Origin of the sequence: Streptomyces venezuelae, assembly GCF_008642295.1 — a bacterium.
GTDB classification, from domain to species: domain Bacteria; phylum Actinomycetota; class Actinomycetes; order Streptomycetales; family Streptomycetaceae; genus Streptomyces; species Streptomyces venezuelae_C.
On sequence record NZ_CP029190.1, the window covers coordinates 6,769,241 to 6,793,906 of the forward strand.

General features: G+C 73.2%; 24 protein-coding genes. 8 read left to right on the top strand and 16 right to left on the bottom strand.

The features are described from left to right. Positions 1-12 precede the first annotated feature (12 nt). Complete coding sequence (gene mltG, locus DEJ50_RS30245; protein WP_150211240.1) at positions 13-849, top strand: endolytic transglycosylase MltG; 837 nt, start codon at positions 13-15, stop codon at positions 847-849. A gap of 43 nt (positions 850-892) precedes the next feature. Here the strand turns inward: mltG and DEJ50_RS30250 are convergent, their stop codons facing one another. The 4 genes from DEJ50_RS30250 to DEJ50_RS30265 all read right to left on the bottom strand — a co-directional run bounded on the left by DEJ50_RS30250 (position 893) and on the right by DEJ50_RS30265 (position 4,898). Beyond that, positions 893-1,963: an FAD-dependent oxidoreductase gene (locus DEJ50_RS30250; protein ID WP_150212448.1), complete on the bottom strand. Its 1,071-nt coding sequence runs from the start codon at positions 1,961-1,963 to the stop codon at positions 893-895. Between the two features lie 103 nt (positions 1,964-2,066). Continuing rightward, positions 2,067-2,747 carry an HAD family hydrolase gene (locus DEJ50_RS30255; RefSeq protein ID WP_150211241.1) on the bottom strand — a complete coding sequence of 227 codons (681 nt, stop codon included), beginning with the start codon at positions 2,745-2,747 and terminating at the stop codon, positions 2,067-2,069. Between the two features lie 45 nt (positions 2,748-2,792). Continuing rightward, positions 2,793-3,272 (bottom strand): Lrp/AsnC family transcriptional regulator, encoded by a 480-nt coding sequence (locus tag DEJ50_RS30260; RefSeq protein ID WP_150211242.1) that lies wholly within the window; start codon positions 3,270-3,272, stop codon positions 2,793-2,795. A 21-nt stretch (positions 3,273-3,293) separates the two neighbouring features. Then, on the bottom strand, positions 3,294-4,898 hold the full coding sequence (locus DEJ50_RS30265) for a phospholipase D family protein (RefSeq protein WP_190344778.1): 1,605 nt from the start codon (positions 4,896-4,898) through the stop codon (positions 3,294-3,296). A 369-nt stretch (positions 4,899-5,267) separates the two neighbouring features. On the opposite strand from DEJ50_RS30265, the gene DEJ50_RS30270 reads away from it, so the two are divergent. Beyond that, entirely contained in the window at positions 5,268-6,782 is a 1,515-nt protein-coding gene (locus DEJ50_RS30270) for an FUSC family protein (RefSeq protein ID WP_150212450.1), read from the top strand. Between the two features lie 30 nt (positions 6,783-6,812). Here DEJ50_RS30270 and DEJ50_RS30275 read toward each other — a convergent pair whose 3' ends face one another. Next, positions 6,813-9,083, bottom strand: a complete 2,271-nt coding sequence (locus DEJ50_RS30275) for a HelD family protein (RefSeq protein WP_150212451.1) — start codon at positions 9,081-9,083, stop codon at positions 6,813-6,815. Between the two features lie 150 nt (positions 9,084-9,233). Between DEJ50_RS30275 and DEJ50_RS30280 the strand changes: the two genes are divergently transcribed. The 4 genes from DEJ50_RS30280 to DEJ50_RS30295 all read left to right on the top strand — a co-directional run bounded on the left by DEJ50_RS30280 (position 9,234) and on the right by DEJ50_RS30295 (position 12,551). Next, positions 9,234-9,575, top strand: coding sequence for a thioredoxin family protein (locus DEJ50_RS30280; protein WP_150211243.1), 342 nt, complete (start codon positions 9,234-9,236; stop codon positions 9,573-9,575). Between the two features lie 16 nt (positions 9,576-9,591). Then, positions 9,592-10,158, top strand: coding sequence for a GNAT family N-acetyltransferase (locus DEJ50_RS30285; RefSeq protein ID WP_150211244.1), 567 nt, complete (start codon positions 9,592-9,594; stop codon positions 10,156-10,158). Positions 10,159-10,295: 137 nt separating this feature from the next. After that, entirely contained in the window at positions 10,296-11,432 is a 1,137-nt protein-coding gene (locus DEJ50_RS30290; protein ID WP_150211245.1) for a nitric oxide synthase oxygenase, read from the top strand. A 60-nt stretch (positions 11,433-11,492) separates the two neighbouring features. Next, entirely contained in the window at positions 11,493-12,551 is a 1,059-nt protein-coding gene (locus DEJ50_RS30295; RefSeq protein ID WP_150211246.1) for a lactonase family protein, read from the top strand. A gap of 130 nt (positions 12,552-12,681) precedes the next feature. On the opposite strand, the gene DEJ50_RS30300 is transcribed toward DEJ50_RS30295, so the two are convergent. The 5 genes from DEJ50_RS30300 to DEJ50_RS30320 form a co-directional block, all read right to left on the bottom strand. Continuing rightward, on the bottom strand, positions 12,682-13,611 hold the full coding sequence (locus tag DEJ50_RS30300; RefSeq protein WP_150211247.1) for a sirohydrochlorin chelatase: 930 nt from the start codon (positions 13,609-13,611) through the stop codon (positions 12,682-12,684). A 157-nt stretch (positions 13,612-13,768) separates the two neighbouring features. Beyond that, positions 13,769-14,455, bottom strand: a complete 687-nt coding sequence (locus tag DEJ50_RS30305; protein ID WP_150211248.1) for a uracil-DNA glycosylase — start codon at positions 14,453-14,455, stop codon at positions 13,769-13,771. 11 nt (positions 14,456-14,466) lie between these two features. Beyond that, the gene (locus DEJ50_RS30310) at positions 14,467-15,558 is read right to left on the bottom strand and encodes a WD40/YVTN/BNR-like repeat-containing protein (RefSeq protein ID WP_150211249.1); all 1,092 of its coding nucleotides are present in this window, start codon (positions 15,556-15,558) and stop codon (positions 14,467-14,469) included. A 44-nt stretch (positions 15,559-15,602) separates the two neighbouring features. Then, positions 15,603-16,982: an FAD-dependent oxidoreductase gene (locus DEJ50_RS30315; protein ID WP_150211250.1), complete on the bottom strand. Its 1,380-nt coding sequence runs from the start codon at positions 16,980-16,982 to the stop codon at positions 15,603-15,605. A gap of 123 nt (positions 16,983-17,105) precedes the next feature. Beyond that, the gene (locus DEJ50_RS30320; protein WP_223837963.1) at positions 17,106-17,756 is read right to left on the bottom strand and encodes a DUF305 domain-containing protein; all 651 of its coding nucleotides are present in this window, start codon (positions 17,754-17,756) and stop codon (positions 17,106-17,108) included. A 77-nt stretch (positions 17,757-17,833) separates the two neighbouring features. On the opposite strand from DEJ50_RS30320, the gene DEJ50_RS30325 reads away from it, so the two are divergent. Then, positions 17,834-19,300, top strand: a complete 1,467-nt coding sequence (locus tag DEJ50_RS30325; RefSeq protein ID WP_150211251.1) for an LVIVD repeat-containing protein — start codon at positions 17,834-17,836, stop codon at positions 19,298-19,300. 114 nt (positions 19,301-19,414) lie between these two features. Here DEJ50_RS30325 and DEJ50_RS30330 read toward each other — a convergent pair whose 3' ends face one another. From DEJ50_RS30330 to DEJ50_RS30345, 4 genes are all read right to left on the bottom strand, one after another. Beyond that, complete coding sequence (locus DEJ50_RS30330) at positions 19,415-20,056, bottom strand: TetR/AcrR family transcriptional regulator (RefSeq protein WP_150211252.1); 642 nt, start codon at positions 20,054-20,056, stop codon at positions 19,415-19,417. Between the two features lie 37 nt (positions 20,057-20,093). After that, complete coding sequence (locus tag DEJ50_RS30335; RefSeq protein WP_190344780.1) at positions 20,094-20,825, bottom strand: phosphatase PAP2 family protein; 732 nt, start codon at positions 20,823-20,825, stop codon at positions 20,094-20,096. A gap of 35 nt (positions 20,826-20,860) precedes the next feature. After that, on the bottom strand, positions 20,861-21,796 hold the full coding sequence (locus tag DEJ50_RS30340; protein WP_150211253.1) for a M56 family metallopeptidase: 936 nt from the start codon (positions 21,794-21,796) through the stop codon (positions 20,861-20,863). Positions 21,797-21,936: 140 nt separating this feature from the next. Then, on the bottom strand, positions 21,937-22,395 hold the full coding sequence (locus DEJ50_RS30345; protein ID WP_150211254.1) for a DUF5134 domain-containing protein: 459 nt from the start codon (positions 22,393-22,395) through the stop codon (positions 21,937-21,939). Between the two features lie 112 nt (positions 22,396-22,507). Between DEJ50_RS30345 and DEJ50_RS30350 the strand changes: the two genes are divergently transcribed. Beyond that, on the top strand, positions 22,508-23,041 hold the full coding sequence (locus tag DEJ50_RS30350) for a GNAT family N-acetyltransferase (RefSeq protein ID WP_150211255.1): 534 nt from the start codon (positions 22,508-22,510) through the stop codon (positions 23,039-23,041). Between the two features lie 36 nt (positions 23,042-23,077). On the opposite strand, the gene DEJ50_RS30355 is transcribed toward DEJ50_RS30350, so the two are convergent. Further along, positions 23,078-23,761 carry a glycerophosphodiester phosphodiesterase gene (locus tag DEJ50_RS30355; protein WP_150211256.1) on the bottom strand — a complete coding sequence of 228 codons (684 nt, stop codon included), beginning with the start codon at positions 23,759-23,761 and terminating at the stop codon, positions 23,078-23,080. A 202-nt stretch (positions 23,762-23,963) separates the two neighbouring features. Further along, positions 23,964-24,629 (bottom strand): PadR family transcriptional regulator, encoded by a 666-nt coding sequence (locus tag DEJ50_RS30360; RefSeq protein ID WP_150211257.1) that lies wholly within the window; start codon positions 24,627-24,629, stop codon positions 23,964-23,966. Positions 24,630-24,666: the final 37 nt, after the last annotated feature.

A 24,666-nucleotide genomic window follows, 5' to 3' on the forward strand; every position in this document is an offset into this window, starting at 1 on the left:
TAGCGTGCCCATATGTCTTATGAATACCGGCCGAAGAAAGGCCGGACCCGTCTCACCCGCCGCGGCCGGCTGGCGATCTTTCTCGGCCTGCTCCTCGTCACCGGTGCAGCGGTCCTGGTCCCGCTGCTGCTGCCCGAGGAGAAACCGGAGCAGCCGCGCCGGCTGCTGATCCCCGAAGGCTGGCGGGCCTCCCAGGTGTATGCGGCGATCGACCGCGAACTCGAGGTGCCGCCGGGCACCACCAAGACGGCCGCGCGGACGGCAGGGCTGGCCCTGCCGCAGGAGGCGAGGGGCAACCCGGAGGGGTACCTCTTCCCCGCCACCTATCCCGTCACCTCCCAGACCACCCCGGCCGACCTGCTGGGGTACATGGTGCAGACCGCAGGGCGGAACCTGGCCACCAAGGCCGTAGCCGACGGTGCCAGGGCGCACGGCATGACCCCCTATCAGACCGCGACGCTGGCGAGCATCATCCAGGCGGAGGCCGAATCCCCCGCCGATATGGGCAAGGTCTCCCGGGTGGTGCACAACCGGCTGGCCCGGTCCATGCCGCTGCAGATGGACTCCACCCTCAACTACGCGCTGAACCGCAGCACCGTGGACACCTCGCTGGCCGACACTCGAATCGACAGCCCCTTCAACACCTATGCACGGCAGGGCCTCCCACCCACCCCCATCGACAGCCCCGGCCTGCACGCCATGGCCGCGGCGGTGGCGCCCACCCCGGGGAAATGGCTGTTCTTCGTCACCGTCAAGCCGGGCGACACCCGCTTCTCCGCAACCTACGAAGAACACAAGCGCCATGTCGCGGAGTTCAACCGGCTCCGCGCACAGAACCGCAGTACCTAGCCGGACCGCAGCACGTAGCAGAACCGCAGGGCCGTACGGAGTCTCAGCCGGCCACCGTGGCCATCGCGGCCGGCGCCGGGGCCAGCAGGCGGCGGATCTCGCGGACCGCCGCACCCCCGGCGCGGTTCGCGCCGACGGTGCTCGCCGAAGGCCCGTACCCGACCAGGTGGACCCGCGGATCGCGGACCGCGCGGGTGCCCTCCACCCGGATTCCGCCGCCCGGCTCGCGCAGCCGGAGCGGAGCCAGGTGGTCGATTGCCGCCCGGAAGCCGGTGGCCCACAGGATCACATCGGCCGCGACCGCGGACCCGTCCGCCCAGGCCACCCCGTCCGGGGTGATCCGGTCGAACATGGGCCGCCGGTCCAGCACCCCGGAGTCCAGCCCGGCCCGGACCGCCTCGTTCAGCGGCAGCCCGGTCACACTCACCACGCTCTGCGGCGGCAGCCCCTGCCTGACCCGGTCCGCCACCAGAGCCACCGCCGCCCGCCCCTCGGCCTCACCGAAGGAGCCGTCCCGGAACACCGGCGGCCGGCGCGTCACCCAGGTGGTCTCCGCGGCCACCCCGGCGATCTCCAGCAGATGCTGCACCCCGGAGGTGCCGCCGCCCACCACGACCACCCGCGCTCCGGCGAAGGCGCCGGGCCCGGGATAGCCCGAGGTGTGCAGCTGGCGTCCGCGGAAGGTCTCCTGGCCCGAATAGCGCGGCCAGAAGGGCCGGTCCCAGGTCCCGGTGGCGTTGATCAGGGCCCGCGCGGACCAGGTGCCGGCCGAGGTCTCGACCAGCAGCCGGCCCCCGTCGCCCGCCCGCACCGCGCTCACGTCCACCGGCCGCCGGACCGCCAGCCCGAAGGTCCGCTCGTACCGGTCGAAGTACTCCCCGATCACCTCGGAGGACGGACGCAGCGGATCGGCCCCGGTCAGCTCCAGCCCCGGCAGGGCGTGCATCCCGTGCACCTTGCCGTAGGTCAGCGTGGGCCACCGGAACTGCCATGCCCCGCCCGGCTGCGGGGCATGGTCCAGCACCGTGAAGTCCAGCCCCGCCCGCTTCAGGTGGTACGCGCTGGACAGCCCGGCCTGCCCGGCCCCGATGACCACCACGTCCGCATCCCGCACCAATTCGTTCACGGTTCTACTAACTCGGCCGCTCCCCGGGATCTTCCCGGCTCGCCCGCCCGTCCGCCCGCCCAGCCGGTCCTCCGCCCAGCCCGACCGCCCCTCAGCGGCCGGCGCGCGGTCCGGTCAGGTACGCGTACGCCGCGTCCGCGCTGAACTCCTGCTGCCCGGCCCGGAACAGCAGCCCCGCCGTCGCGAACGCCGGATCACCGGCGATGGCGGCGGCATAGGGGACCGCCACACAGTCCATCCGGGCCGCATGGGCGGCCCGGGCCCCCGGGGCGGCATCCTCCACCACCACGCAGGCCGCAGGGTCCGCCCCCAGCCGGCGGGCCGCCTCCAGGAACACGTCCGGCGCGGGCTTGCCGTGCGCGACCTCCTCCGCCGAGACCGTCGTGGTCAGCACGGCGTCCAGGCCCGTGCCGGCCAGCACCGCATCGATCGCCGCCCGCGAGGAGCCCGAGGCCACCGCCATCGGCACCCCCTCCGCATACAGCCGCTTCACCAGCTTCCGCATCTCCGGGTAGACCTCGGTACCGGCGCGGGCCAGGTCCAGATAGACCGCGTTCTGCTCGGCCAGCAGCCGGTCCACGGGTGCCGCGATCGCGTACCGCTCGCGCAGGACCTCCAGCGTCTCCCGCGTTCCGATCCCGATGAAGGCGGCATGCTGCTCCCAGCTGAAGTCCGGGACGCCATGGCGCTCCAGAATGCGCCGTCCGGACTCGTAGTAATGGGGCTCGCTGTCCACGAGAGTGCCGTCGAGATCGAATATGACGGAGATCATCCGCTGTGCCCGTTCTGCCGGTCGTATGCCTTACCGGCCATCCTGTCAGGAAATACGGGCGGCCCGTCCCACCGATTCCACCAGCGGCAGCAGCCGGTGCGGCACCCGTTCGCGCAGCGCCACCTCGGTCCGGGTGCGGACCACGCCGGGCAGCCGGATCAGCCGCTGGATGACGTCCTCCAGATGTGCGTTGTCGCGGGCCGCCACCCGGGTCAGCAGATCCCCGCCCCCCGTGATCGAGAAGGCCTCGATGATCTCCGGTACGGCCGCCAGTGCGTCCCCGACCTCGTCCAGACGGCCCTGGGTCACCTCGATGTGCACGAAGGCCAGCACCGGATGGCCCAGCGCGGCGGGGGAGAGCACGGGACCGCTTCCGGTGATCACCCCGGTCCGCTCCAGCCGGTCCAGCCGGGCCTGGAGCGTGCCCCGCGCGATACCCAGCTGCCGGGCGTACTCGCGCACGCTGGTACGCGGCTGCTCGATCAGAAGCCGCAGGATGCGGGTGTCGAGCTCGTCCACCGTCATGCCCGCCATCGTACGGATCCGTCAGTAGGCGTCGCGGATCCGCAGCCCCAGCGGCCGGCCGTCCGGGTCGACCAGCAGGTGGTGCAGCGGCCGGGCGAGCACCCTCGCCGGGTACGACAGGGCGGGCGGGACGTACGTGCGCAGCCGCCCCGGCGGCCTGGGCCCGCGGCAGCCGCCGGCGTACCAGTCGTCCAGTGCCGCGGCGGTCCCCGCGAAGGCGTCGAAGGCGGCCACCGGATCGCACAGCGTCCCGGCGGCCTCCGGCGGAGCGTCCAGGTGCTCGAGGGAGAGCTCCAGGCGCAGCTGCCGGGCGAACACGCGAGCGCCGTCGGAGAGCCCGCCCGGGTCGGACGGCTGCCGCGGGTCCGGGGTCTCGTCGAGCACGGCGCAGCCGAGCTCCGAATCGTGCGTCCAGGACCGCAGGTTGATGTTGTCGGATCCGATGGAGGCCCACACGTCGTCGATCACGCACACCTTGGCGTGGACATAGACGGGCGTGCCCGCGGGGTTCTCCAGCGCGTAGACCGCGACCCGCCCGCCGGCCGCCCGGCGCAGCCGTTCCAGGGCGGTGATCCGCCCGATCAGATGCATCGGCAGGGTGAGCCGGCCGTCCTCCTCGGGGAGGGACGGGATGACCGCGATCAGCCGCAGCTCCGGATGGGTGGCCAGGGTCCGGGCGAAGTGCTCCACCACCCGCGCCGACCAGAGGTACTGGTCCTCCAGATAGATCAGCGCCCGGGCCCGCCGCAGGGCCTTCAGATAGCCGAGGGCGATGCTGCGCTCACCGTCGGGGGCGAAGGGGTACCCGCGCAGCAGCCGGTTGGGATAGGTGCGCAGCAGTTGCACGGTGTGCGTGCCGCAGGGCGCCGGATCGGGCAGCTGCGACGGCAGCGGGTCGGCCTCGATGTCCTCGTGGTGCAGCAGCTCCCGCAGCCGGGTGAGCGGGCTGCGGGTGAGCGGCGAGGGATCGTTCCAGCGCTCGCGGAAGACCGCCTCGACATCACCGACCACCGGCCCGCGCAGTGCGAGCTGGACATCGTGCCAGGGCGGGTGCGGTCCGTAGGCGGCGGCCATGGCCAGTGACTGGCGGTCGCCGTGGTGGCCGGCATCGTCCTTGCGGTTGTGGCAGAGGTCGATCCCGCCGACGTACGCGACATCGAGCTCGGGGCGTCCGGGATGGCGCAGTACCACCAGCTTCTGGTGGTGCGAGCCGCCGGGGCGCACCCGCATGTCGAGCAGGCATTCACCGCCGGCCGCCTCGATCTCCTTGCCCAAGTGGAGGTTCTCCTGCTCGCTGAACCGAAAGACGTCCAGGTGGGAGCGCCAGACCAGGCCTTTGACGATCACCCCGCGCTCGGCCGCCGCCGCCAGGACCGCGCCAACCTCGGTGCCGGGACCGTCGAGCCGCTCGTCGGGATCGCCGCGCCAGTCGGTGAACAGGAGCAGGTCGCCTTTCCGCAGCGCCCGGATCCCCGCCAGGAGCTCCTGGAAATACGGGGCACCGTGGACCAGGGCGTGGGCCCGGTTGCCCCGTGACCACGCCATGCCGTCGGAGCGGCGCGAGTCCAGCCGCGTCGCGGGATTGCCGCGTTCCCCGGACGTCAGCAGCCAGTCGGTGTGTTCCACGCCCACCTCCCACCGCCGGCCGCCCGCACTCGGGAGCCGCCCGTACTCGGGCCCCGCGCCTACCCGCTGACCACGGCCCCACCCCCGCCCCACCCTGTCCACCGGCCGTTGGCGCACCGTTGGCCGACCGGCACCCGCTTCGACTGGGCCAATGGCCCAGTCGAACCGACCCCGCTTGAGCCATTGCCCTCTACATGTTTATCTGTGTCGTATCCATGTATCTTCGGCGCCGCGCAGCGCCGGGCCGGCGACGAGGCCGGACCGGACCGCGGTGCCTTCGTCGTGCCTGCACGCCCGCCCACCACCCCGGGCGGCGGCCGGGGCGGCGCGCATCACCTGCAAGGGGGGCGGCACACCGCCGTGAAGAGGATGTTCGTGGCTCCGGACCCGGGGCTGTTCAGACTGAGGAACTCGTCCCGTGCCGTGCTCGGCGTCGCGCTCGCCGTCGCCCTGGCGGAACTCGCCGGACTCTCCCTCACCGCCTCCATCACCGGAGGACTCGCGGCCCTGCTGGCTCTGTTCACCGTCACCGACGCCACCGTGCCCGCCCAGCGCGTCACCACCGCACTGCTCCCCGCCGTCGGCTTCCCCGTCCTGGCCCTTGCCACCACCCTCCACGGCACACCGCTGCTGCGCGACGCCACCTTCCTCGCCGTGGTCTTCTGCGGGGTCTACGCCCGCCGCTGGGGCCCGCGCGGCCATGCGCTCGGCATCTTCGCGTTCATGCAGTTCTTCGTGACGCAGTTCCTGCACGCCGCCCCCGCCCAGCTGCCCGAGCTCTACACCGCCGTCACTCTCGCCCTCGTCGCGGCCGGAACCGTGCGCTACCTCCTCTGGCCCATCGAGCGGCGCACCCCGCCCGCCGCCGCGCCCCCCGGCCTGCCCGGTACCGGCCTGGCCCGGCCCACCACCCGGCAGGCCTTCCAGGCCACCGCAGCATGCGCCTTCGCCCTCACCGTCGGCCAGCTCGTCTCCGCGGACCGCTGGTACTGGGCCGTCGGCACCGCCTGGTGGATCTTCGTCAACACCGCCTCCCGCGGCGAGACCCTGGTGCGCGGCTTCCGCCGGGTCCTCGGCACCGTCACCGGGATCGCCGGCGGCCTGCTGATCGCCGTGCCGCTGCACGGCGCCCCCGCCCCCACCGCCGCCCTCGTCGCCGTCTGCGTCTTCGGCATCTTCTACACCGCCGCCCCCTCCTACTCGTGGATGATGTTCTTCGTCACCGTGATGGCGGGCCTGCTGTACGGGCTGCTCGGCGTGCTCCACCCCGGCCTGCTGCTGCTCCGCTTCGAGGAGACCGCGCTCGGCGCGCTCGGCGCCGCCCTGGCCGTGGCCCTGATCCTGCCCGTGACCACCCACGCCGCCAACGACGCCTGGATCCAGCGCGCCCTGCACTGCGTACGGGCGGCCACCGCGGCCTCCCTCCGGCGGCTCGACGGGGACCCCGAGGCCGACCCGGCCCCGCACGCCGCCGAGCTGGAGCTGCTGCTCGGCCGGGTACGGATGGCCCTGGCCCCGCTGGTGCACCCGCTGAGCCCGCTGCGGGCCCGCAAGGCACGGGCCCGCCGGGTACTCGTCCTGCTCGACGACTGCGCCCGCGAGGTACGCGGCCTGGCAGCCGTCGCCGCCGACCCGCAGGCCTCCCACGACGCCCGGCTGGCCGCCGCCTGCTGGCGGGTCGAGGCGGCCGTGGAGGCCCTCACCGGCAACGGCACCCCCGCCACACCGCAGCAGCGGCCCAACGCCGACGCCCCCGCCGTACCGCAGCAGCGCCCCGCCGCCGACGCCCCCGCCCTGGCCCACCTGCACGGCCTGGAGCACGCCCTCGCCGCCCTCGCCGACCCGCTGCGCACCGACCCGAGGTCCCCCCTGGTCGGCGCGTAGCCGGCTGAGCCGTGGGCCGGGGCCCACGGCTCAGCCGAGGCCCGCCGGCAGCCGGCCGGTGTGCAGCACGCCCAGCCGCTGAGTCGCCCGGGTCAGGGCCACGTACAGATCGCTCGGCTGCTGATCGGCCGGCTCCACCACGATCACCGTGTCGAACTCCAGGCCCTTGGACTGGCGCGGATCCAGGAGGACCACGCTCCGCTTCAGGTCCGGCTCCGCGCCCGCCCGTACCCCCGGCAGCGCCCCGGCCAGTACGCCGTGCAGCCCGCGCGGCGCGATCACCGCGAGCCGCCCCTCGGCCGGCATCCCCTCCGCCACGGCCGCCGCCACCGCCCCGGCCAGGTCCGCGGCGGCCGGCACGGCCCGCACCCACGGCCGGACCCCGGTGGACCGCACCGAGCTCGGCGGCTCGAAACCGGGCTGCCGGGCCCGCAGCACCCCCGCCGCCAGCTCCATGATCTCGGCCGGCGTCCGGTAGTTCACGCCCAGCCGCACCAGCTCCCAGCGGTCCCCGACATACGGCGCGAGAATCCGCTCCCAGGACCCGAGCCCCGCCTCGTCACCCGTCTGCGCCGGATCGCCGACCAGGGTCATCGACCGGGTGGGGCAACGCCGCATCAGCAGCCGCCACGCCATCGCCGACAGCTCCTGCGCCTCGTCCACGATCAGGTGCCCGAAGGCCCAGGTACGGTCGGCGGCGGCCCGCTCGGCCGTGGTGCGGTGGTCCGCCTCCTCCTGCCGCTCGGCCATCCGCTCGGCGTCGATGATGTCGTGCGCGGCCAGGTACTCGCTCTCCTGGTCCTCGAACTCGTACGACTTCGAGCCCTCGGACAGGTCGAGCACGCCCTGGGCATAGGCGATCCGCTCCTGCCGCTCCCGTTCGGCCGCCGCCTGCTCCGCGCTGTCGTCGTACCCGAGGAGCTCGGCGGCCTCGTCCAGCAGCGGGATGTCGGCCACCGTCCACCCGGCCCCGGCCGGCCGGCGGATCAGCTCGGCCTCCGCCTCGGACAGGTGGGTGGGGTCCGCGAGGAACCCGGCGACCAGCTGCTGCGGGGTGAGCGCGGGCCACAGGGTGTCGATGGCGGCGTGGACGGTGGCGCTGGTCGCGATCTCCTTGCCGAGCTGGGCGATATCGTCCGGACCGAGCAGATTGGGCCCGCCGTACGGGTCCCCGCCGAGCCGGTCGGCGAGCTGCTCGGTGAGCGAGTCGATGATCCGGAAGGCGAAGTAGGGGCGGGCCAGGTTGTGCGGCAGTCCGGTGGACCGGGCCCGGTCCCGGGCCTCGTACGCCATCGAGCGGTCCAGCAGCAGGGTCCCGTAGTCGTCGTGGTCGATCTCCACGGCCGGCTCCGGCAGCACCTCGCTGTCCTCGCCCGCTCCGGCGGGCACCGTCTCCGGCAGGGTCTGCCGGTCGCGCACCACCGCGGCCAGCACCTCGGCCATCGAGGCCCGGCCCTTGACGGCCGCGGCGCCCGGCCGGTCGGTCGCGGTGGCCCGGACCCCGGGGAACAGCTCGCCCAGGGTGGCCAGCAGCACCCCGGTCTCGCCGAGGGCGGGCAGCACCTCGCCGATGTAGCCGAGGAAGGCCGGATTGGGGCCGACGATCAGCACCCCGCGCCGGGCGAGGGACTCGCGGTGCGCGTACAGCAGGTAGGCGGCCCGGTGCAGGGCGACCGCCGTCTTCCCGGTGCCCGGCCCGCCCTCCACCACGAGCACCCCGCGGTGCGGGGACCGGATGATGTGGTCCTGCTCGGCCTGGATGGTCCGCACGATGTCGTGCATCCGGCCGGTCCGGGCGGCATCCAGCGCGGCGAGCAGCACGGCGTCCGCATCGGCCCCCTCGTGGCCGGTGCGCTCGGCGTCGGTCAGGTCCAGGATCTCGTCGTGCAGGGCCGTCACCTCGCGGCCCCGGGTGGTCAGGTGCCGGCGCCGGCGCAGGCCCATCGGGGAATAGCCGGTGGCCAGATAGAACGGCCGCGCGACATCCGCCCGCCAGTCCAGGACGAGCGGGGTCCGCTCGGCGTCGTCCCGCCTGATTCCGATACGTCCGATGTGGTGGTCGCGACCGTCGGAGAAGGTGAGGCGGCCGAAACAGAGACCGTTCTCGCCCGCATTCAGCGCTGAAATCAGACCGGATTGCTCGGCCACCTGGACATCGCGTTCCAAGCGCGCCTGAAAGCCCTCGCCGTCCGCCAGCAGGGCCTCTTTCATCGCCCGTTCGGCCTGGTCGCGCAGGTCGTCGAGGCGTGCGTAGAGCTCCGTGACGAAACGTTGTTCATTCCGGAATTCCTCGGTTGACAATTCCACTCCCACCGCGATACAGTGTCCTCGTAAGCCTCTTCACATGCCCGGTTTTGACGGGGTGTGAAACATCAAATATACGCAGATGATTGCCCTGGCCGTCAATATCGGTCGGGGTATTTTTATGCCGTGGGACCCGGGAGTATGCCGATGGTGAGCCATGTCCACCAGCCGCTCGAGGACGCCGAATTCGAGTTCATCCTCGCGGCGGCGGCCGGCACCCCCGTCCTGGCCTTCTTCCGCGGCAGCTGGCCCAAGGCGGTGGCGGCCTGCCGCACCATGGACCCGGTGGTCGGCGACGCCGCCCACGCCCACGGCGGCCGGCTGACCGCGGTCCGGGTGGACATGACCCGCTGCCCCGCCGCCACCCGGCGCTACGAGGTGGCCTCCGCGCCCACCGTCGTGCTGATCAAGGACGGCGTGGCGGTGGCCTCCCACGCCGGCGCCCTGGACCACGCCGGACTCGCGGAGTTCCTCGCCGCCGCCCTGTGACGCGTACGGTCGTCGGATGACCATCGCACCGATCATCGGCTACCGGCTCGCCCGCCCCGAGGACGCGCCCGACATCGAATCCCTCGACGGCTCCTTCACCACCCTCAGCGTCTTCGAGGCCACCGCATCCGACACCGGGTTCCTCCTCCGCGAGGTCCCCGTCGACCCGCCGCTGCACAAGGTGTTCCCGCCCGAGGAGCACGACGAGCAGGAGATCGGCGAGGACACCGCCGCCGACCGCCGCACCTTCGTGGCCGTCGACGAGGCCGACGGCGGCCGGCTCTGCGGGTTCGCGGCGGTCGGCTACAGCTCCTGGAACCGCCGGCTCACCATCGAGGACATCGAAGTCGCCCCCGCCTACCGGGGCATCGGCATCGGCCGCACCCTGATGGAACACGCCGCCGGCTTCGCCCGCGAGCGCGGCGCCCGCCACCTCTGGCTGGAGGTCTCCAGCGTCAACGTCCCCGCCGTGCACGCCTACCGGCGGATGGGGTTCGCGTTCTGCGGCCTCGACACCACCCTCTACGACGGCACCCCGGCAGCCGGTGAGCAAGCCCTCTACATGGCACGCCCGTTGAGCTGACCGTCACTCCAAGGGGTGGTCCCTGTCCGTCCCTCTGACGCTGCTGACCTGCGGCCTGTACAACGGGTGATGGTGAAGCGCACATTCATCCGGCACGTACAGGGTGGATCTGGCCGGACAGGGGGTAACCGCCCGGAATGGAAATACTGCAACAGCTCTCGACGACCGCTCAGGTGTGGGCAGAGGCCGAGGAGTTCATCCGCCTCTTCCACCGCGAGAACCCCGGTTCCGGCGATCCGCGGGACCGGCTCGCCGCCGTACGGCAGGAGCTCGAGGACACCGGCACCTACCGGCACACCCACGAAGAGCTCGTGCACGGCGCCCGGGTGGCCTGGCGGAACAGCAACCGCTGCATAGGGCGGCTGTACTGGAACTCCCTTCGGGTGCGCGACCGCAGGGAACTCACGGGCGGCGACGAGATAGCCGCCGAGTGCTTCGAGCACCTGCGCGACGCCACCAACGGCGGCCGGGTCCGGCCCACCATCACGGTCTTCGCCCCGGAAACCCCGGACCGGCCCGGCCCGCTCATCTGGAGCGAGCAGCTCATCCGGTACGCCGGATACGGTGACCACCCCTCCGTCACCGTCGGGGACCCCCGCAACCGGGAGCTCACCGAGGCCCTGCGTGAACGCGGCTGGCCCGGCGGCCCCGGCACCCCCTTCGACCTGCTCCCGCTGGTCGTCCAGGGCTGCGACGACAAGCCCCGGTGGTTCGAGGTCCCCGCCGACGCCGTCCTCGAAGTGCCCATCGAGCACCCGGACGACGACCACTGGACGGACTGGGGGCTGCGCTGGCACGCGGTGCCCGCCATCTCCAACATGTGCCTGGAGATCGGCGGGATCCACTATCCCGCGGCGCCCTTCAACGGCTGGTACATGGGCACCGAGATCGGCGCCCGCAACCTCGGCGACGAGGACCGCTACCACCTGCTGCCCGGGGTGGCCCGCCGGATGGGGCTGGACACCTCCAACGACCGCTCGCTGTGGAAGGACCGGGCGCTGGTCGAGCTCAACCGGGCTGTACTGCACTCCTTCGACCGGGCCGGGGTGACCATCGCCGACCACCACACCGAGTCCCGGCGCTTCCTCACCCACCTGGAGCGGGAGGAGCGCAGAGGACGCGAGGTGGGGGCCGACTGGTCCTGGATCGTGCCGCCGATCTCCGGCTCGGCGACCCCCGTATTCCACCGGACCTACGAGGACCGGCAGCAGAACCCGGCCTATGTCCACCACGAGGGTGCGGAGGACCGGGCCCGGGGGCGGGATTTGGTCTAGACCTTCTGTTACCGTCGGCTCCTGACGTCCACCGGGTGGAGACGTGGAGAGGGGCTCAGGGTGACTGGACGGGAAGACCGGGTCGGGGAAGGCCGGGTCTACATCGGCTCGTTCACATCGGCAGGCGGTCGCGGGATCACCACCGCGGCCGTCGACGGCCGCACCGGGGCGCTCACCGTCCTCGGCAGCACCGACGCGGTGCCCGACCCCTCGTACCTGGCCCGCGGGCCGCACCACCTCTATGCGGTCAGCGAGGCCGAGCACGGCCTCGTCCGGGCCTTCGCCCTCGATGCGGCCGGGCTGCCGCACCCGGCCGGCCCGCCGGTCCCGGTGGCGGGCGCCGGCCCCACCCACCTCGGCCTGGCCGGGTCCTGGCTGCTGACCGCGAACTACACCTCGGGCAGCGTCAGTGCGCTCCGAGTCCGCCCGGAGGGCACCCTCGGCGGACCCGCCTCGGTGCTTGCCCACCGCGGTTCCGGGCCCGACCCGGAACGCCAGCAGGCGCCGCACGCCCACCAGGTGCTGGCCGACCCGTCGGGCCGCTGGGTGCTGAGCGTGGACCTCGGCACCGACTCGGTGCGGGTCTGTGCCGCCGACCGGGGGACCGGTGCCCTGAGCGTGCACACGGAGCTGCGGCTGCCGCCGGGGAACGGTCCCCGGCACCTCGCCTTCCACGCCTCCGGTGCGCTGGTCTACGTCCTCAACGAGCTGAGGCCGCTGCTGACCGTCTGCCGCTGGGACGCCGCCGCCGGGTCCCTGGAACCGGTCGGAGAGGTTCCGGTGGCTCCAGAGGGCGCTCCAGGGTCCGTACGGGCCTATCCTTCGGCGATCGTCGCCGCACCGGACGGCCGGTTCGTCTGGGCCGCGGTCCGCGGCCCGGACGCGATCGCCGTGCTCGACACGGCCGGGGACCCGGCGCAGCCACGGCTCACGGCCACCGTACCGACGGCCGGCCGATGGCCCCGCGACCTGGCCCTGGACCCGTCCGGGCAGCGGCTCTACGCGGCCAACGAGCGCTCCGGGGACGTCACCTGGTTCACGGTCGACCCGCGCAACGGGCTGCCCCGCCGCGCCGGATCGGTGCCGGTGCCGGCCGCGAGCTGCGTGCTCTTCGGCTGAGCCGTCCGGCGCCGGACGCGTCGGAGGGCCTCGGTACGTACGAGGGCCCGGTACGTACGAGGGCCAGTACGCAGGAGGGCCCGCCCCCGGAATCCGGCGGCGGGCCCACGCAGCGCTGCGGGCGGCGGGGTCAGTGCGCCGCGGCGCCCTGGGCGATGCCGAGCGCGGCGGAGTACTGGGCCACCGCCAGCTTGCCCAGCGCCGGGTAGGCGCCGAGCACCTCGGCGGTCGCGCAGTCGGCCTCCTTGCAGGCCGTGTCCAGCAGGCCCTCGGCCGCCTCCGGGCCGATCAGGTACGGGGCCAGCGCCAGCTGGGCCGAGCCGGAACCGCGCAGCTGCTCGGCGACCGAGGCCACCGAGCCCTCCTGGTCCAGTGCGGCGGCGATGACCGGCACCGCGAGACGGGCGGCCAGCAGCATGCCGGTGATCCCGGCGGCCTGGACCGCCTCCTCGCCGCCGGTGGTGGCCAGGATGATGCCGTCGGCCGCGGTCGCCACGGTGAACAGCCGGGCCCGGTCGGCGCGGGCCAGCCCGGCCTCGGACAGCCGGACGTGCAGGGCCTCGGCCAGCAGCGGGTGCGGGCCGAGGACGTCGGCCAGTTCGGCGGCGGCCGTGGAGTCCATCAGCGCCTGGCGGATCCGGCGCAGCAGGTCGCCGTCGGGGCCGGCCAGCAGCGGTACGACCACGGCGTCCGGGCCGGTGGGCGCGGGCACCTCCTGGCCGGTGGCGCGGGCGAACTCGGCGCGGGCGTTCCGCTCGTCGGCGACCGCGGTCAGCACGGCGGAGAGCGCCGGGAACTCCGGGGTGCCGTTCTCCCCGGGCAGCTCACCCTCGAGGTAGCCGATGCGGGCGTCCAGCCCGGGCAGCTCGGAGCGGCCGATGCTGAGGATCTCCTCGGCCAGGCCCCGGGAGGCGGCCGACGGTACACCGGGCACGGCGAGCACCAGCGCGGGCGCGTTCTCGGGCGCCACCGCGGGCTCGGGACGGCGGTGCCGTCCGCTCGGGCGGGGTCGCGGCATTCGTACGGGCAGGCCGTTCGCGGGCCCAGTGGGGGTGCTCATGGCGCCGCATGCTACTGGCTTTCCCGGTCCGGCTGTTCGGGCAGGGTTCACACGAGCGGCATCTGTCCGTATTTATCCGGTGAATATCACATACGGTCAGCACACATGGTCAATGCATACAGTCAAGAATTCAACGGTCAACCAGCAGCGACGACGGTCAACCGACGGACGGCAGACCCCACTCCACCGGCTGCGCGCCCTGACGGACGAGCAGGTCGTTGGTCCTGCTGAACGGCCTGGACCCGAAGAAGCCGTAGTCGGCGGACTTGGGGGAGGGGTGCGAGGACTCGACCACCGGCAGCTCGCCGAGCAGCGGACGCAGATTGCGGGCCGCCCGCCCCCACAGGATGGACACCAGCGGCTTCCCGCGGGCGGCCAGCGCCCGGATCGCCTGGTCCGTGACGGCCTCCCAGCCCTTGCCCTGATGGGCGTTGGACCGGCGCGGAGCGGTGGTCAGCGAACGGTTCAGCAGCAGCACGCCCTGCCGGGTCCACGGGGTCAGGTCGCCGTTGGCGGGCCGTCCGGTGCCGAGGTCCCGGTGCAGCTCCAGGAAGATGTTGTCCAGGCTCGGCGGCACCGGACTGACCTCCGGGGCCACCGAGAAGGACAGCCCGACGGCATGACCGGGGGTGGGATAGGGGTCCTGGCCGACGATCAGCACCTTCACTTCTTCGAAGGGCTGCTGGAAGGCGCGCAGGACGTTCGCGCCGGCGGGGACGTAGGTCCGGCCGGCCGCGATCTCGGCGCGCAGGAAGTCGCCCATCGCGGCGATCTGTCCGGCCACCGGTTCCAGGGCCCGAGCCCAGCCCGCTTCGACGATTTCGTTCAGAGGTCGTGGTGCCACGGACGATCACTCTAGTGGCCGATCACCGCTGCCCGCACACAGAGGACGTCGGGCAGGTGGGAGAGGAGCAGCTGCCAGCTGTCCCCGTCGTCCCGGCTCGCGTACAGCTCGCCGTTGCGGTTGCCGAAGTAGATGCCCGCCGGGTCGGCGTCGTCCGTGCACAGCGCGTCCCGCAGCACGGTGCCGTAGTGGTCCCCGGCCGGCAGTCCCGCGGTCAGCGGCTCCCAGGTGGCTCCCGCGTCCCGGGTGCGGAAGACCCGGCAGCGGTGTCCGGCCGGCACCCGGTCGGAGTCGGCGTTCAGCGGGAACACGTACGCCGTGTCCGGGCGGTGCGGGTGGGCGGCGACCGCGAACCCGAAGTCCGAGGGGAGCCCCGACCCGATGTCGGTCCACTCCCGGCCGCCGTCGTCGCTGCGGTACACGCCCCAGTGGTTCTGCAGGTACAGGCGCCGGGTGTCCCCGGCATCCTGGGCGATCTTGTGTACGCACTGCCCGAACTCCGGGTTCGGGTCGGGGAGGAACACCGCGGAGACCCCGTGGTTGGACGGGGTCCAGCCGGCTCCGCCGTCGGTGGTCCGGAACACCCCGGCAGCGGACACCGCGACGGTGACCGCGTCCGGGTCGGCAGGGTCGGTGATCACCGTGTGCAGCCCCTCACCGCCGCCGCCGGGCTCCCAGTCCTTGCGGCTGGGGTGCTCCCACAGGGGCCGCACCAGCTCGAAGGACGCGCCGCGGTCGGTGGAGCGGAACAGCGCCGCCGGCTCCGTCCCGGCGTACACCACGTCCGGAGCCTCCGGTCCGGCCGGGTGGAGCTGCCAGACCCGCTCCAGGGAGGCGCCGGTGTCCTGGGGGAACTTCACCGCCGGGGTCGGGGGCTCCTGCCAGGTCGCGCCGAGGTCGTCCGAGGTGAACACGGAGGGGCCCCAGTGCGCGCTGTCCCCGCCGGCCAGCAGTCGGGGCACCGGGCCGCGCCGGTCCACGGCGACCGCGTAGACGGCCTGGGCGTTGAAATGGGGCCCATCGAACTCCCAGGGGCCGCCGTCTCTGTGGCGCCCGATGAAGAGTCCTTTGCGGGTGCCCGCGAGCAGCAGTACCTCGGTCATGGCCGGTCCACCTCCGGACGTCATCCCCCCGGACCCGGCCAAGACTAGTCACCCGTCGGCGGCTCCGCTGCGTGGAGCAGGGTCGGCCAGTCGGGGATCTTGACCGAGCGGCGTCCCAGGGAGCTGCCCAGCGCCGCCTCCGCCTGCTCGATCGCCAGCCAGCCCGGCCACTCCACCGGCCGCAGCCCCGCCGCGCGCAGGGCGGGCAGCGGGTCCGCCGGGAGGTCCCGGGCGGCCAGTGCCGCGGCGTCCTGGAGCAGCGAGGAGGCCGTCTCCTTCGCGCACGGGCGGTTGGTGCCGATCACCCCGGTCGGGCCGCGCTTGATCCAGCCCGCCACGTACTCGCCGACCGAGGCCCGGCCGTCCCGGAGCACCCGCCCCGCCGCGTGCGGCACCGTGCCGCGGCCCGCGTCGAACGGCAGGCCGGGCAGAGCGGCCCCCTTGTACCCCACCGACCGCAGCACCAGCTGGGCCTCGATCTCCTCGTACGTACCGGTGCCGGTCACCCCGCCGCGCCCGTCGTCGGCCGGTACGGTCCGCTCGAACCGCACCGCCCGGACCTGGCCGGAGCCGTCGGACAGCAGCTCCGCCGGGCGGAGGAAGAACCGCAGCTCGATCCGCCGGTCCGGGCCCCCCGAAGGGTCCTCGGGCGGGTCCTGCGCCCAGCCCCGCAGCACCTCCACATTGCGCCGGTTCACCGCGGGCAGTGCGGCGCCCTGGCCCGCGTACGCCGGATCGAGGGCCAGCTCGGCCGGGTCCACACCGACCGCCACCCCCGGCAGGGTGCCCAGCTCGCGGAGCTCCTTGGTGGTGAACTTGCCCTGGGAGGGCCCGCGCCGGGCCACCATCCGGACCGTGCGCACCCCGCTGCCGGCCAGCGCCCCGAGGGCGGGCTGCGGCATGTCCGTGGGCAGCAGCTCCGCCTCGCCGCGGGCCAGGATGCGGGTCACGTCCACCGCGACATTGCCCGCTCCGATCACCACCGCCGAGCGCACCCCGGCAAGCCGGAAGTCCTCCGTCTCGGCATCCGGGTGCGCGCTGTACCAGTTGACGAACGCGGTGGCCGAATGCACCCCCGCCAGCTCCTCGCCGGGAATGCCGAGCAGCCGGTCCCGGGCCGCGCCCACGCAGTAGACCACCGCGTGGTACAGCTCCAGCAGCCGCCCGGTGGGCAGCCGCTCCCCGCCGACCTCGACATTGCCGAGGAACCTGATCCGCTCGTCCTCCAGGACCCCGCGGAGATTGCCCTGCAGCGACTTGATCTTCTCGTGGTCGGGGGCCACTCCATACCTGACCAGGCCGTACGGGGCCGGCAGGCGGTCGAGTACGTCGACCCGCACGCCCGGCACCTCACGCTGCTGGACCAGCGTCTGCGCGGCATAGACCCCGCTGGGACCGGAACCGACGACGGCGACACGAAGCACGGCGGAGCTCCTTTTCGCAGGTGCCTCCCAGCATGACACCGCGGCCCCGGCGCGTCAGCCCGCCGGACCGCACGGGACCGGATCGGATCGGACCGGACGCGAGGGGGAAGGGGCGGCCCGGGATCAGCCCATGCCCCGCATCCGGTGGATCTCCGCGCTCTGCTGGGCGACCACGTCGTTGGCCATCTCCTCCACCGCCACGTTGTTGCCGCCGGTCAGCGCCTCGCCCGCCATCTTCAGCGCCCCCTCGTGGTGCGCGATCATCAGGCGCAGGAACAGCCGGTCGAAGGCCTCGCCCCGGGCCTCCCGGAGCTCCGCCAGCTGCGCCTCGGTCGCCATCCCCGGCATGCCCCCGTGCCGGTGGCCGCCGCCGGTGCCGTCGCCGCCGGGGGCCGGATGCTTCTGCAACCACCCTTCCATGGCCCCGATTTCGGGCTTCTGGGCCGCCGCGATCCGTTCCGCGAGCCGCTTGACAGGGTCGGCCGAGGCCCGCTCGGGCGCCAGCGCGCTCATGGTCAGCGCCTGCCGGTGGTGCTCGATCATGCCCTGTACGTAGCCGAAGTCGGCGGCATTGGGACTGTCGTCGGGGCGTTCCCGGGCGGCCTGTTCGGGGGAGAGGGTGCGGGACTTCTCGCCGGGCTTGCCCGGGGCGATGACCGCAGGCCCGGAGGCGTCCTTGCGGTCCTCGTCCTGGCATGCGGTGAGACCGAGCAGGAACCCCGCGGCCATGGCCGCACCTGCGAAACCCCTGAGAAACCCCTTTGCCATGTCCATGAAGGGGAAGATACTGCCGTGGTCCACGTTCCGTTCCCAAGAGGACACGGATTGAAGGGACTCCAAGGGAGGGCACAGTGACCTCGACGCACCACACCCGTGTGCGACGCAGGAGGCTGGGGGTGGCCGCCGCGGCGGCCGGGCTTCTGGCCACGCTTCTGGCTGCCGGACCGGCGGCGGCCACTCCGGACCCCGGAGATGCGCAGCGGTCCCCGGGCGCCCGGATCGGCGCCGACGCGGCGCCCGGCGCACCCGGCCAGGACGAGATCGTGCACAGCCGCAACATCAAGCACCTTGCGAACATCCCGAGCACCAACCCGGACGGCATCGAGACCGACATCGCCTTCCAGAGCGGCTACGCCTACGCGGGCAGCTACGACGGTTTCACCATCTACGACATCCGCAACCCGAAGGCCCCCAAGACGGTCACCCAGGTGCTCTGCCCGGGTGGCCAGAACGACATCTCGGTCGCCGGGGACCTGCTCTTCCTCTCCACCGACTCCTCGCGCAGCGACGACTCCTGCAACAGCGTCTCGCAGCCCGCCACCGAGAAGTCCTCCTGGGAGGGCATCAAGATCTTCGACATCAGCGACAAGAAGAACCCCAAGTACATCAAGTCGGTCGAGACGGCCTGTGGTTCGCACACCCACAGCCTGGTGCCGGACGGCCGCGACATCTACCTCTACGTGGCCTCGTACTCGCCCAACGAGACCTTCCCGGACTGCAAGCCCCCGCACGACGGCATCTCCGTGGTCAAGGTCCCGAAGAAGGCCCCGACCAAGGCCGCGGTCGTCGCCTTCCCCGTCCTCTTCCCGGACGGCGGAAACCCGGGCGCGCCCACCAACCCGGGCGTGTCGAAGACCACCGGCTGCCACGACATCACCGTGCTGCCCTCGAAGAACCTCGCGGCCGGCGCCTGCATGGGCGACGGCATCCTCTTCGACATCAGCAGGCCGGAACAGCCCCGGGTGATCGACCGGGTGCAGGACAACACGAACTTCGCGTTCTGGCACTCGGCCACCTTCAACGAGCGGGCGAACAAGGTGGTGTTCACCGATGAGCTCGGCGGCGGTGTCGGTGCCACCTGCAACGAGGCCACCGGCCCCACCCGGGGTGCGGACGGCATCTACGACATCACCGGCCGCGGGGACGCCCGCAAGCTCGTCTTCCGCAGCTACTTCAAGATCCCGCGGCACCAGGCCGACACCGAGAACTGCGTGGCCCACAACGGCTCGCTGATCCCGGTCGGCGGCGGTCGCGACATCATGGTCCAGGCCTGGTACCAGGGCGGCCTGTCGGTGTGGGACTTCACCGACTCGGCCCGGCCGAAGGAGATCGCCTTCTTCGAGCGCGGACCCGTCGACCCGAGTGCGCTCACCCTGGGCGGCTCCTGGTCGGCGTACTACTACAACGGGCACATCTACTCGAACGACATCGTCAAGGGCCTCGATGTGCTGAGGATCGACGACTGGCGCACCGACAGTGCCAAGCGGGTGCGCCTGGACCGGCTCAACGTCCAGACGCAGCCCGACTACCGCTGGTAGCGCAGCGCACCGCGGCCGGCCGGCCCGCAGGCCGGCCGGTCCGGTCCGACCCGTTCCGCCGGGAGCACGATCACCGGTGGGGCGGGGCGGAGCGGGGCGGGTCCGGGGCGACCGTCACTCCGCCCGGCCGCCCTGAGGCAACGTTCCGTCAGGCGGGGTGCACCCGTCCGGCGGAACCCCCATCCCCCAGTCCAGCCCGTAGCGCTGGAACAGCTCCGCCCGCAGCCGGGCCGCCTCCATGGCCGCCCCCGGCAGCAGCACCGCGAACACCGCGCCCATCAGCAGGGCGCGGAGCATCGGATAGTCCCGGTCCGCGTCCGCCGAGCCGTGCCGGGCCACGGTGTCCCGCAGCAGCTCCGCCAGCCGCTGCTGCTCCGGGCACTGCACGAAACCCTCGGCCTGCAGGATGCCCGCCATATGGGTGCGCATCAGCAGCGGCTGCGCCAGGGCCAGCCCCAGGATCGCGTCGATGGCCCGGGCCAGCCGCTCCCGCCCGTCCTCGGTCCGCGGCTCCTGCTCCAGGGCGGCGTACAGGGTCTGGTGCATCAGCCGGTGCACCGCCGACTGCAACAGCTGCCGCTTGCCGGGGAAGTAGTACGAGACCAGGCCGCGGGCGGAACCCGCCCGGTCGGCGATGTCCCCCAGGGTCGTGGCCTCGTACCCGCGTTCGGCGACGAGCTCGACGGTGGCCTGGAGCAGCCGCTCCCGTGAGCGTCTCCGCAATTCTTCATTGACCGGTGCGCTGCGCGGGGACATGCTTACTCCTGCGTTGACTGGCTCCCAGCCAATATACTCAGCGCACCGGCCCATCGGTGCTCGGCGACGCGGGGGATCGCCGAGCACCGGTGCGTGCCGTTCCGGCATGCCCCGACAGCGCCAGTGCTGCGATCGCGGCTCCCAGCAGCCAGCCGCCCAGCACATCGGACGCCCAGTGCACGCCGAGGAAGATCCGGGTGAACCCGACCCCGAGGACCGAGAGCACCGCCGCCGCTCCGGCCGCCCACAGCATCCAGGCGCCGCCCCCGTCCGCCCGCGCCCGCGGCACCAGCCACAGCAGCAGTCCGCACACCATCGTCGCGGTCAGCGCATGCCCCGAGGGATACGCCGCGTAGTCGGCCGAGTCCACCGGGTCCGGCCACACCGGCCGCTCCCGCGCCACCAGCAGCTTCACCCCCTGCTGCACCACCGCCGCCACCACCAGGGCCAGCAGGAACCGCACCGCCAGGGCCCGTTCCCCGCGCCACCACAGCAGCCAGCAGGCCACGAGCAGCACCGCCCGCATGGTCCACGGATCCCAGACCCAGTCGGTCAGCACCCGGCTGGCCGAGACCAGCCCCGGATGGGCGAGCGCCTGCGCATGCCAGGCCACCGCGATCCGCCCGTCGTACCGGACCAGCGGCCCCCACCCCACTGCCACCAGCAGCGTCAGCACGGCCGCCGCCACCGCCGCACACCACCCCGCCGCGGCCACCGGGCCGGCCCCGGCCCGCCGCGGACCTCCGGCCCGGTCCCCACGGAATCCCATGGGGCGGATCCTCGCACCGGCCGGCGACCGCACCGCTACGTCAGCGCCGACAGCCCCGGCACGAAAGCCACCAGCAGCGGCACCGCGGGCACCAGGGCAGCCGTGGCGGTCAGCCCCAGCCGGCGGCCCGCCGTCAGCCGCGGGGCCGCCGCCAGCAGCCGGCGCACCCGCTGCGGGACATCGGCCTCGGGGGTCCCGCCGGGCCCGAACACCCCGCGGTCCTCGTTCAGCCCGACCAGCGCCAGCGCCACCGTCAGCCGCCCGAACCGGCGCGAGGCCACGTCGTCGGCCGCCAGCTCCACCAGGTGGTGCATCCCGTCCCGGAACGCCGCGAACACCGGCACCTGGGGGAACGCCCCGGACAGCGCCCTCGAGCAGTGCAGCAGCCAGTCGTGCCGGGCCGCCGCATGCCCCTGCTCGTGCGCCAGTACGGCATCCAGCTGACGGCCCTTCAGCCGGCGCAGCGCAGCCGTGGTCACCACCAGCTGCGGCGCCGCACCCGGCAGCCACCAGGCGTCCGGCCGGTCGCCCTCCAGCAGCACCAGCCGCACCCCGTCCGGGTCCTCCCCGGGCAACAGCGGGGCCTTCAACAGCAGTTCGGAGTGGCGCGCCCGGCGCCGGGCCCGGGCCCGCAGCACCTCACCGGTCAGCACCGTCGCCGTCCACACCGCCCCGCCGGCCAGCAGCAGCGCGGTCACGGCCGCCCACGGCCCGCCCGGATTCAGCGCGTAGGCCTCGACCACCCCGTGCGGGGCGGAGGCGAACAGCCGCCCGCGCACCGCCTGCCAGGCCGCGGCGGCGCTCAGCACCATCGACAGCCCCAGGCACAGCAGCACCGCGGCCACCACGCACTGCCACACCCACAAGGCCACCACGGGTTCCCGCTCGGGCCAGTCGGCGCGGGCCAGCAGGCGTGGAGCCAGCACAGCGGTCAGCAAGCCGAGCAGCAGGAGAACGGCGGGGACCATCATGGCCGCCAGCCTACGAGCGCACGGCTACCTGCCGGTATCACACGGACACATTGGTGACGCAGGACACGTTTGCCGGGCCGCACCCCCAGACACCACAGCCCCCCTCGACCCCACCCGCCCCACCCGCACCGCCGGCGGCCTCACAGCGTGAGCAGCATGGCGAACATCCCGATCCCCATGGCCAGCCGGCAGGCCCCGGTCAGCCCGGCCGGTCCGCCCGCCAGCCGCGAACCGCCCCACAGCACATAGCCGGAGTAGTAGACCAGCAGCCCCCCGGTCAGCGGTGGCACCCCCGGCCACAGCGTCATGTGCACCATCGCCAGCGAACCCACCAGATGGTGCACATGGTGACGGCCGCCGCGCAGCCGCCACGCCGCCTGTACGGAGGCCGCGCAGAACACCGCACCCAAGGCCAGGTGGACCGGCCGCCCCGCGCCGCCCAGGGGCAGGGCCATTGCCGCCATCCCGAAGCCCATCACGGCATCCGCCCGGCCCCCGGCTCTGCGCCCCCGCAGCAGGCAGTACCCGCCGCTGACCGCGCACAGCAGCGCCAGCAGCCAGGACAGCACGGGGGCGAGGGAGCCGGCGGAATGGTGCACGGCAGAACCTCCCGGTTCGACGGTGACACCGGAAGAGATGCCCGCACGGCGTCGGGCGCACGCCGGGCCGGGTTAGGCTTCGGCAAGCCGGACCGCACGAACGGAGCCACCGATGACCACTCCCGCCGCCCTCACTTTCCGCAGCGCCGTCGACGCCGACGTGCCGGCCCTGGTCGGCCTGGTGGAGTCGGCGTACCGGGGCGAGGCCAGCCGGGGCGGCTGGACCACCGAGGCGGACTACCTGGACGGCAGGCGCACCGACGAGGCGGGCGTGCGCGAGGTCATAGAGAAGCCGGACTCCCTGCTCCTGGTGGTCGAGCGGGAGGGCGAGCTGGTCGCCTGCTGCCAGCTCGAACACCGCGGAGACCACGTCTACTTCGGCATGTTCGCGGTCCGCCCCGGACTCCAGGGCGCCGGCCTCGGCAAGGAGATACTGGCCGAGGCCGAGCGGCGCGCCGGGGAGGACTGGGGCGCCAAGGAGATGCGGATGACCGTCATCAACGTCCGGGAGGAGCTCATCGCCTACTACGTACGGCGCGGGTACCGCCGCACCGGCGAGATGAGCCCCTTCCCGTACGGGGACGAGCGGTTCGGCCTCCCGCGCCGCGACGACCTCGCCTTCGAACTGCTGGTCAAGCCGCTCTAGACAGCTCGCTCCGAAAAAGAGCCGGAAGCGGGCGGCTCAGGCGGTGAACCGGCCGGTCAGCCGGATCTCCGGGAAGTCGGTGGCCGCGCCGTCCAGTTCCAGGGCCCGTACCAGCCGCAGCTGCTCCTGGGTGTTCACCGTCCACCCGGTCACCCGCAGCCCCGCCGTGTGCGCGGACTCCACCGTCTCCAGGGTGAGCCGCCGGATGTTGAGAGCGACCGTTTCCGCACCGGCCGCCAGGGCCCGGTCCACGATGTCCTCGCCGTAGCGGCTCGCGGTCAGCGTGGTCCGTACGCCCGGTACCAGGCGGGCGATCTCGGCGATCGAGGCGTCCTGCACGGAGGCGACCTCCACCCGGGTGGTCAGGTCGCGGCGCAGCATCAGCGTGGCGAGGGCCCGGGCCACGGTCCGGTCCGCGATCCCGACCTGGAGCGGGGCCCGCACCGCGTCCAGCACCTCTTCGAACAGCGGGATCCGCTCACCGTGCCCGGCGTCGAGCTCCCGCAGCTCGGCCAGCGTGAGATCGGCGACGGCGCCCGAACCGTCCGTGGTGCGGTCCACCTCGGGGTCGTGCAGGACGACCAGCGCGCCGTCCTTGCTGAGCTGCACATCCAGGGCGATGACGTCCATGCCGGAACGTTCCGCGCGAACGAAGGACCGCAGGGTGTTCTCCGGTTCGACACCCATGACCCCGCGGTGACCGATGGTGAGGAAAGTCAAGGTTCTCTCGCTTCCGTCGACGGCGGCTCCCGGGAGCGGGCCGGTGTCCCGACCGGTCCGCCCCATGGAGGAGGCATGCTAGTCCGCCCGGCGTGCGATGAGACCGTGCGTGCAGCGGCCCGGCAGGGCCGTCCGGCCGGTTCCCGCCAAGGGCGTCCCGCCCTCGGTACGGCCCCCGGGCCGCCCCGGCGGCCCGGCCGTGTCACCCGGCCGTGGGCGCGTCCCCATCGCCTTGACCGGGACCCCCGGCCGCCCCGGCCTCCCCGGTTCCGGCCGCCGCCGGGTGGGTCGCGGAGGCTTCCAGCACGGTGATGTCGGAGAGCAGCGCCTCCGCCAGTTCCAGCTCGGCCAGGTGCTGCCGCTCGCTCCAGCGCAGCGCGAGCACCGGGAACGCCCATTCCCGTACGTCGGCCGCCTGCTCCATGGCCTCGCGGACGGCCGCCAGCTCGGCCAGGGTGCGCTCGCGGTGCTCCGACACCATGGCCCGCAGCCGCTCCGGCTCGGCCAGGTGCCCCAGCCAGACCCGCAGCAGCAGCCCGTGCTTGAGCACCGGCGGGCCGGCGTCTTCGGTGTCCGCCGCCCAGCCGGCCAGGGCCTGCCGGCCCGCATCGGTGATGGCGTACCGGCGCTTGGCCCGGGCCTCCTCGGGGCCGGAGCGCTCGGAGGCGGCGTAGCCCAGCTCCTCCAGCCGGCGCAGTTCTGCGTAGATCTGGCTGATGGCCGGAGACCAGTAGAAGAAGCGGAGGGAGGAGTCGGCCCACTTCTTCAGCTCGTACCCGGTCCGCTCGCCCGGGAAGGAGAGCAGACCGAGAACGGCCCAGGCGGTCGGCGGAAGGTCTTGCTTCTTCGGCTTCTGACTACTAGTCATATTTCGAATTGAAGTGAGGCCGGACGTGGGACGCAAC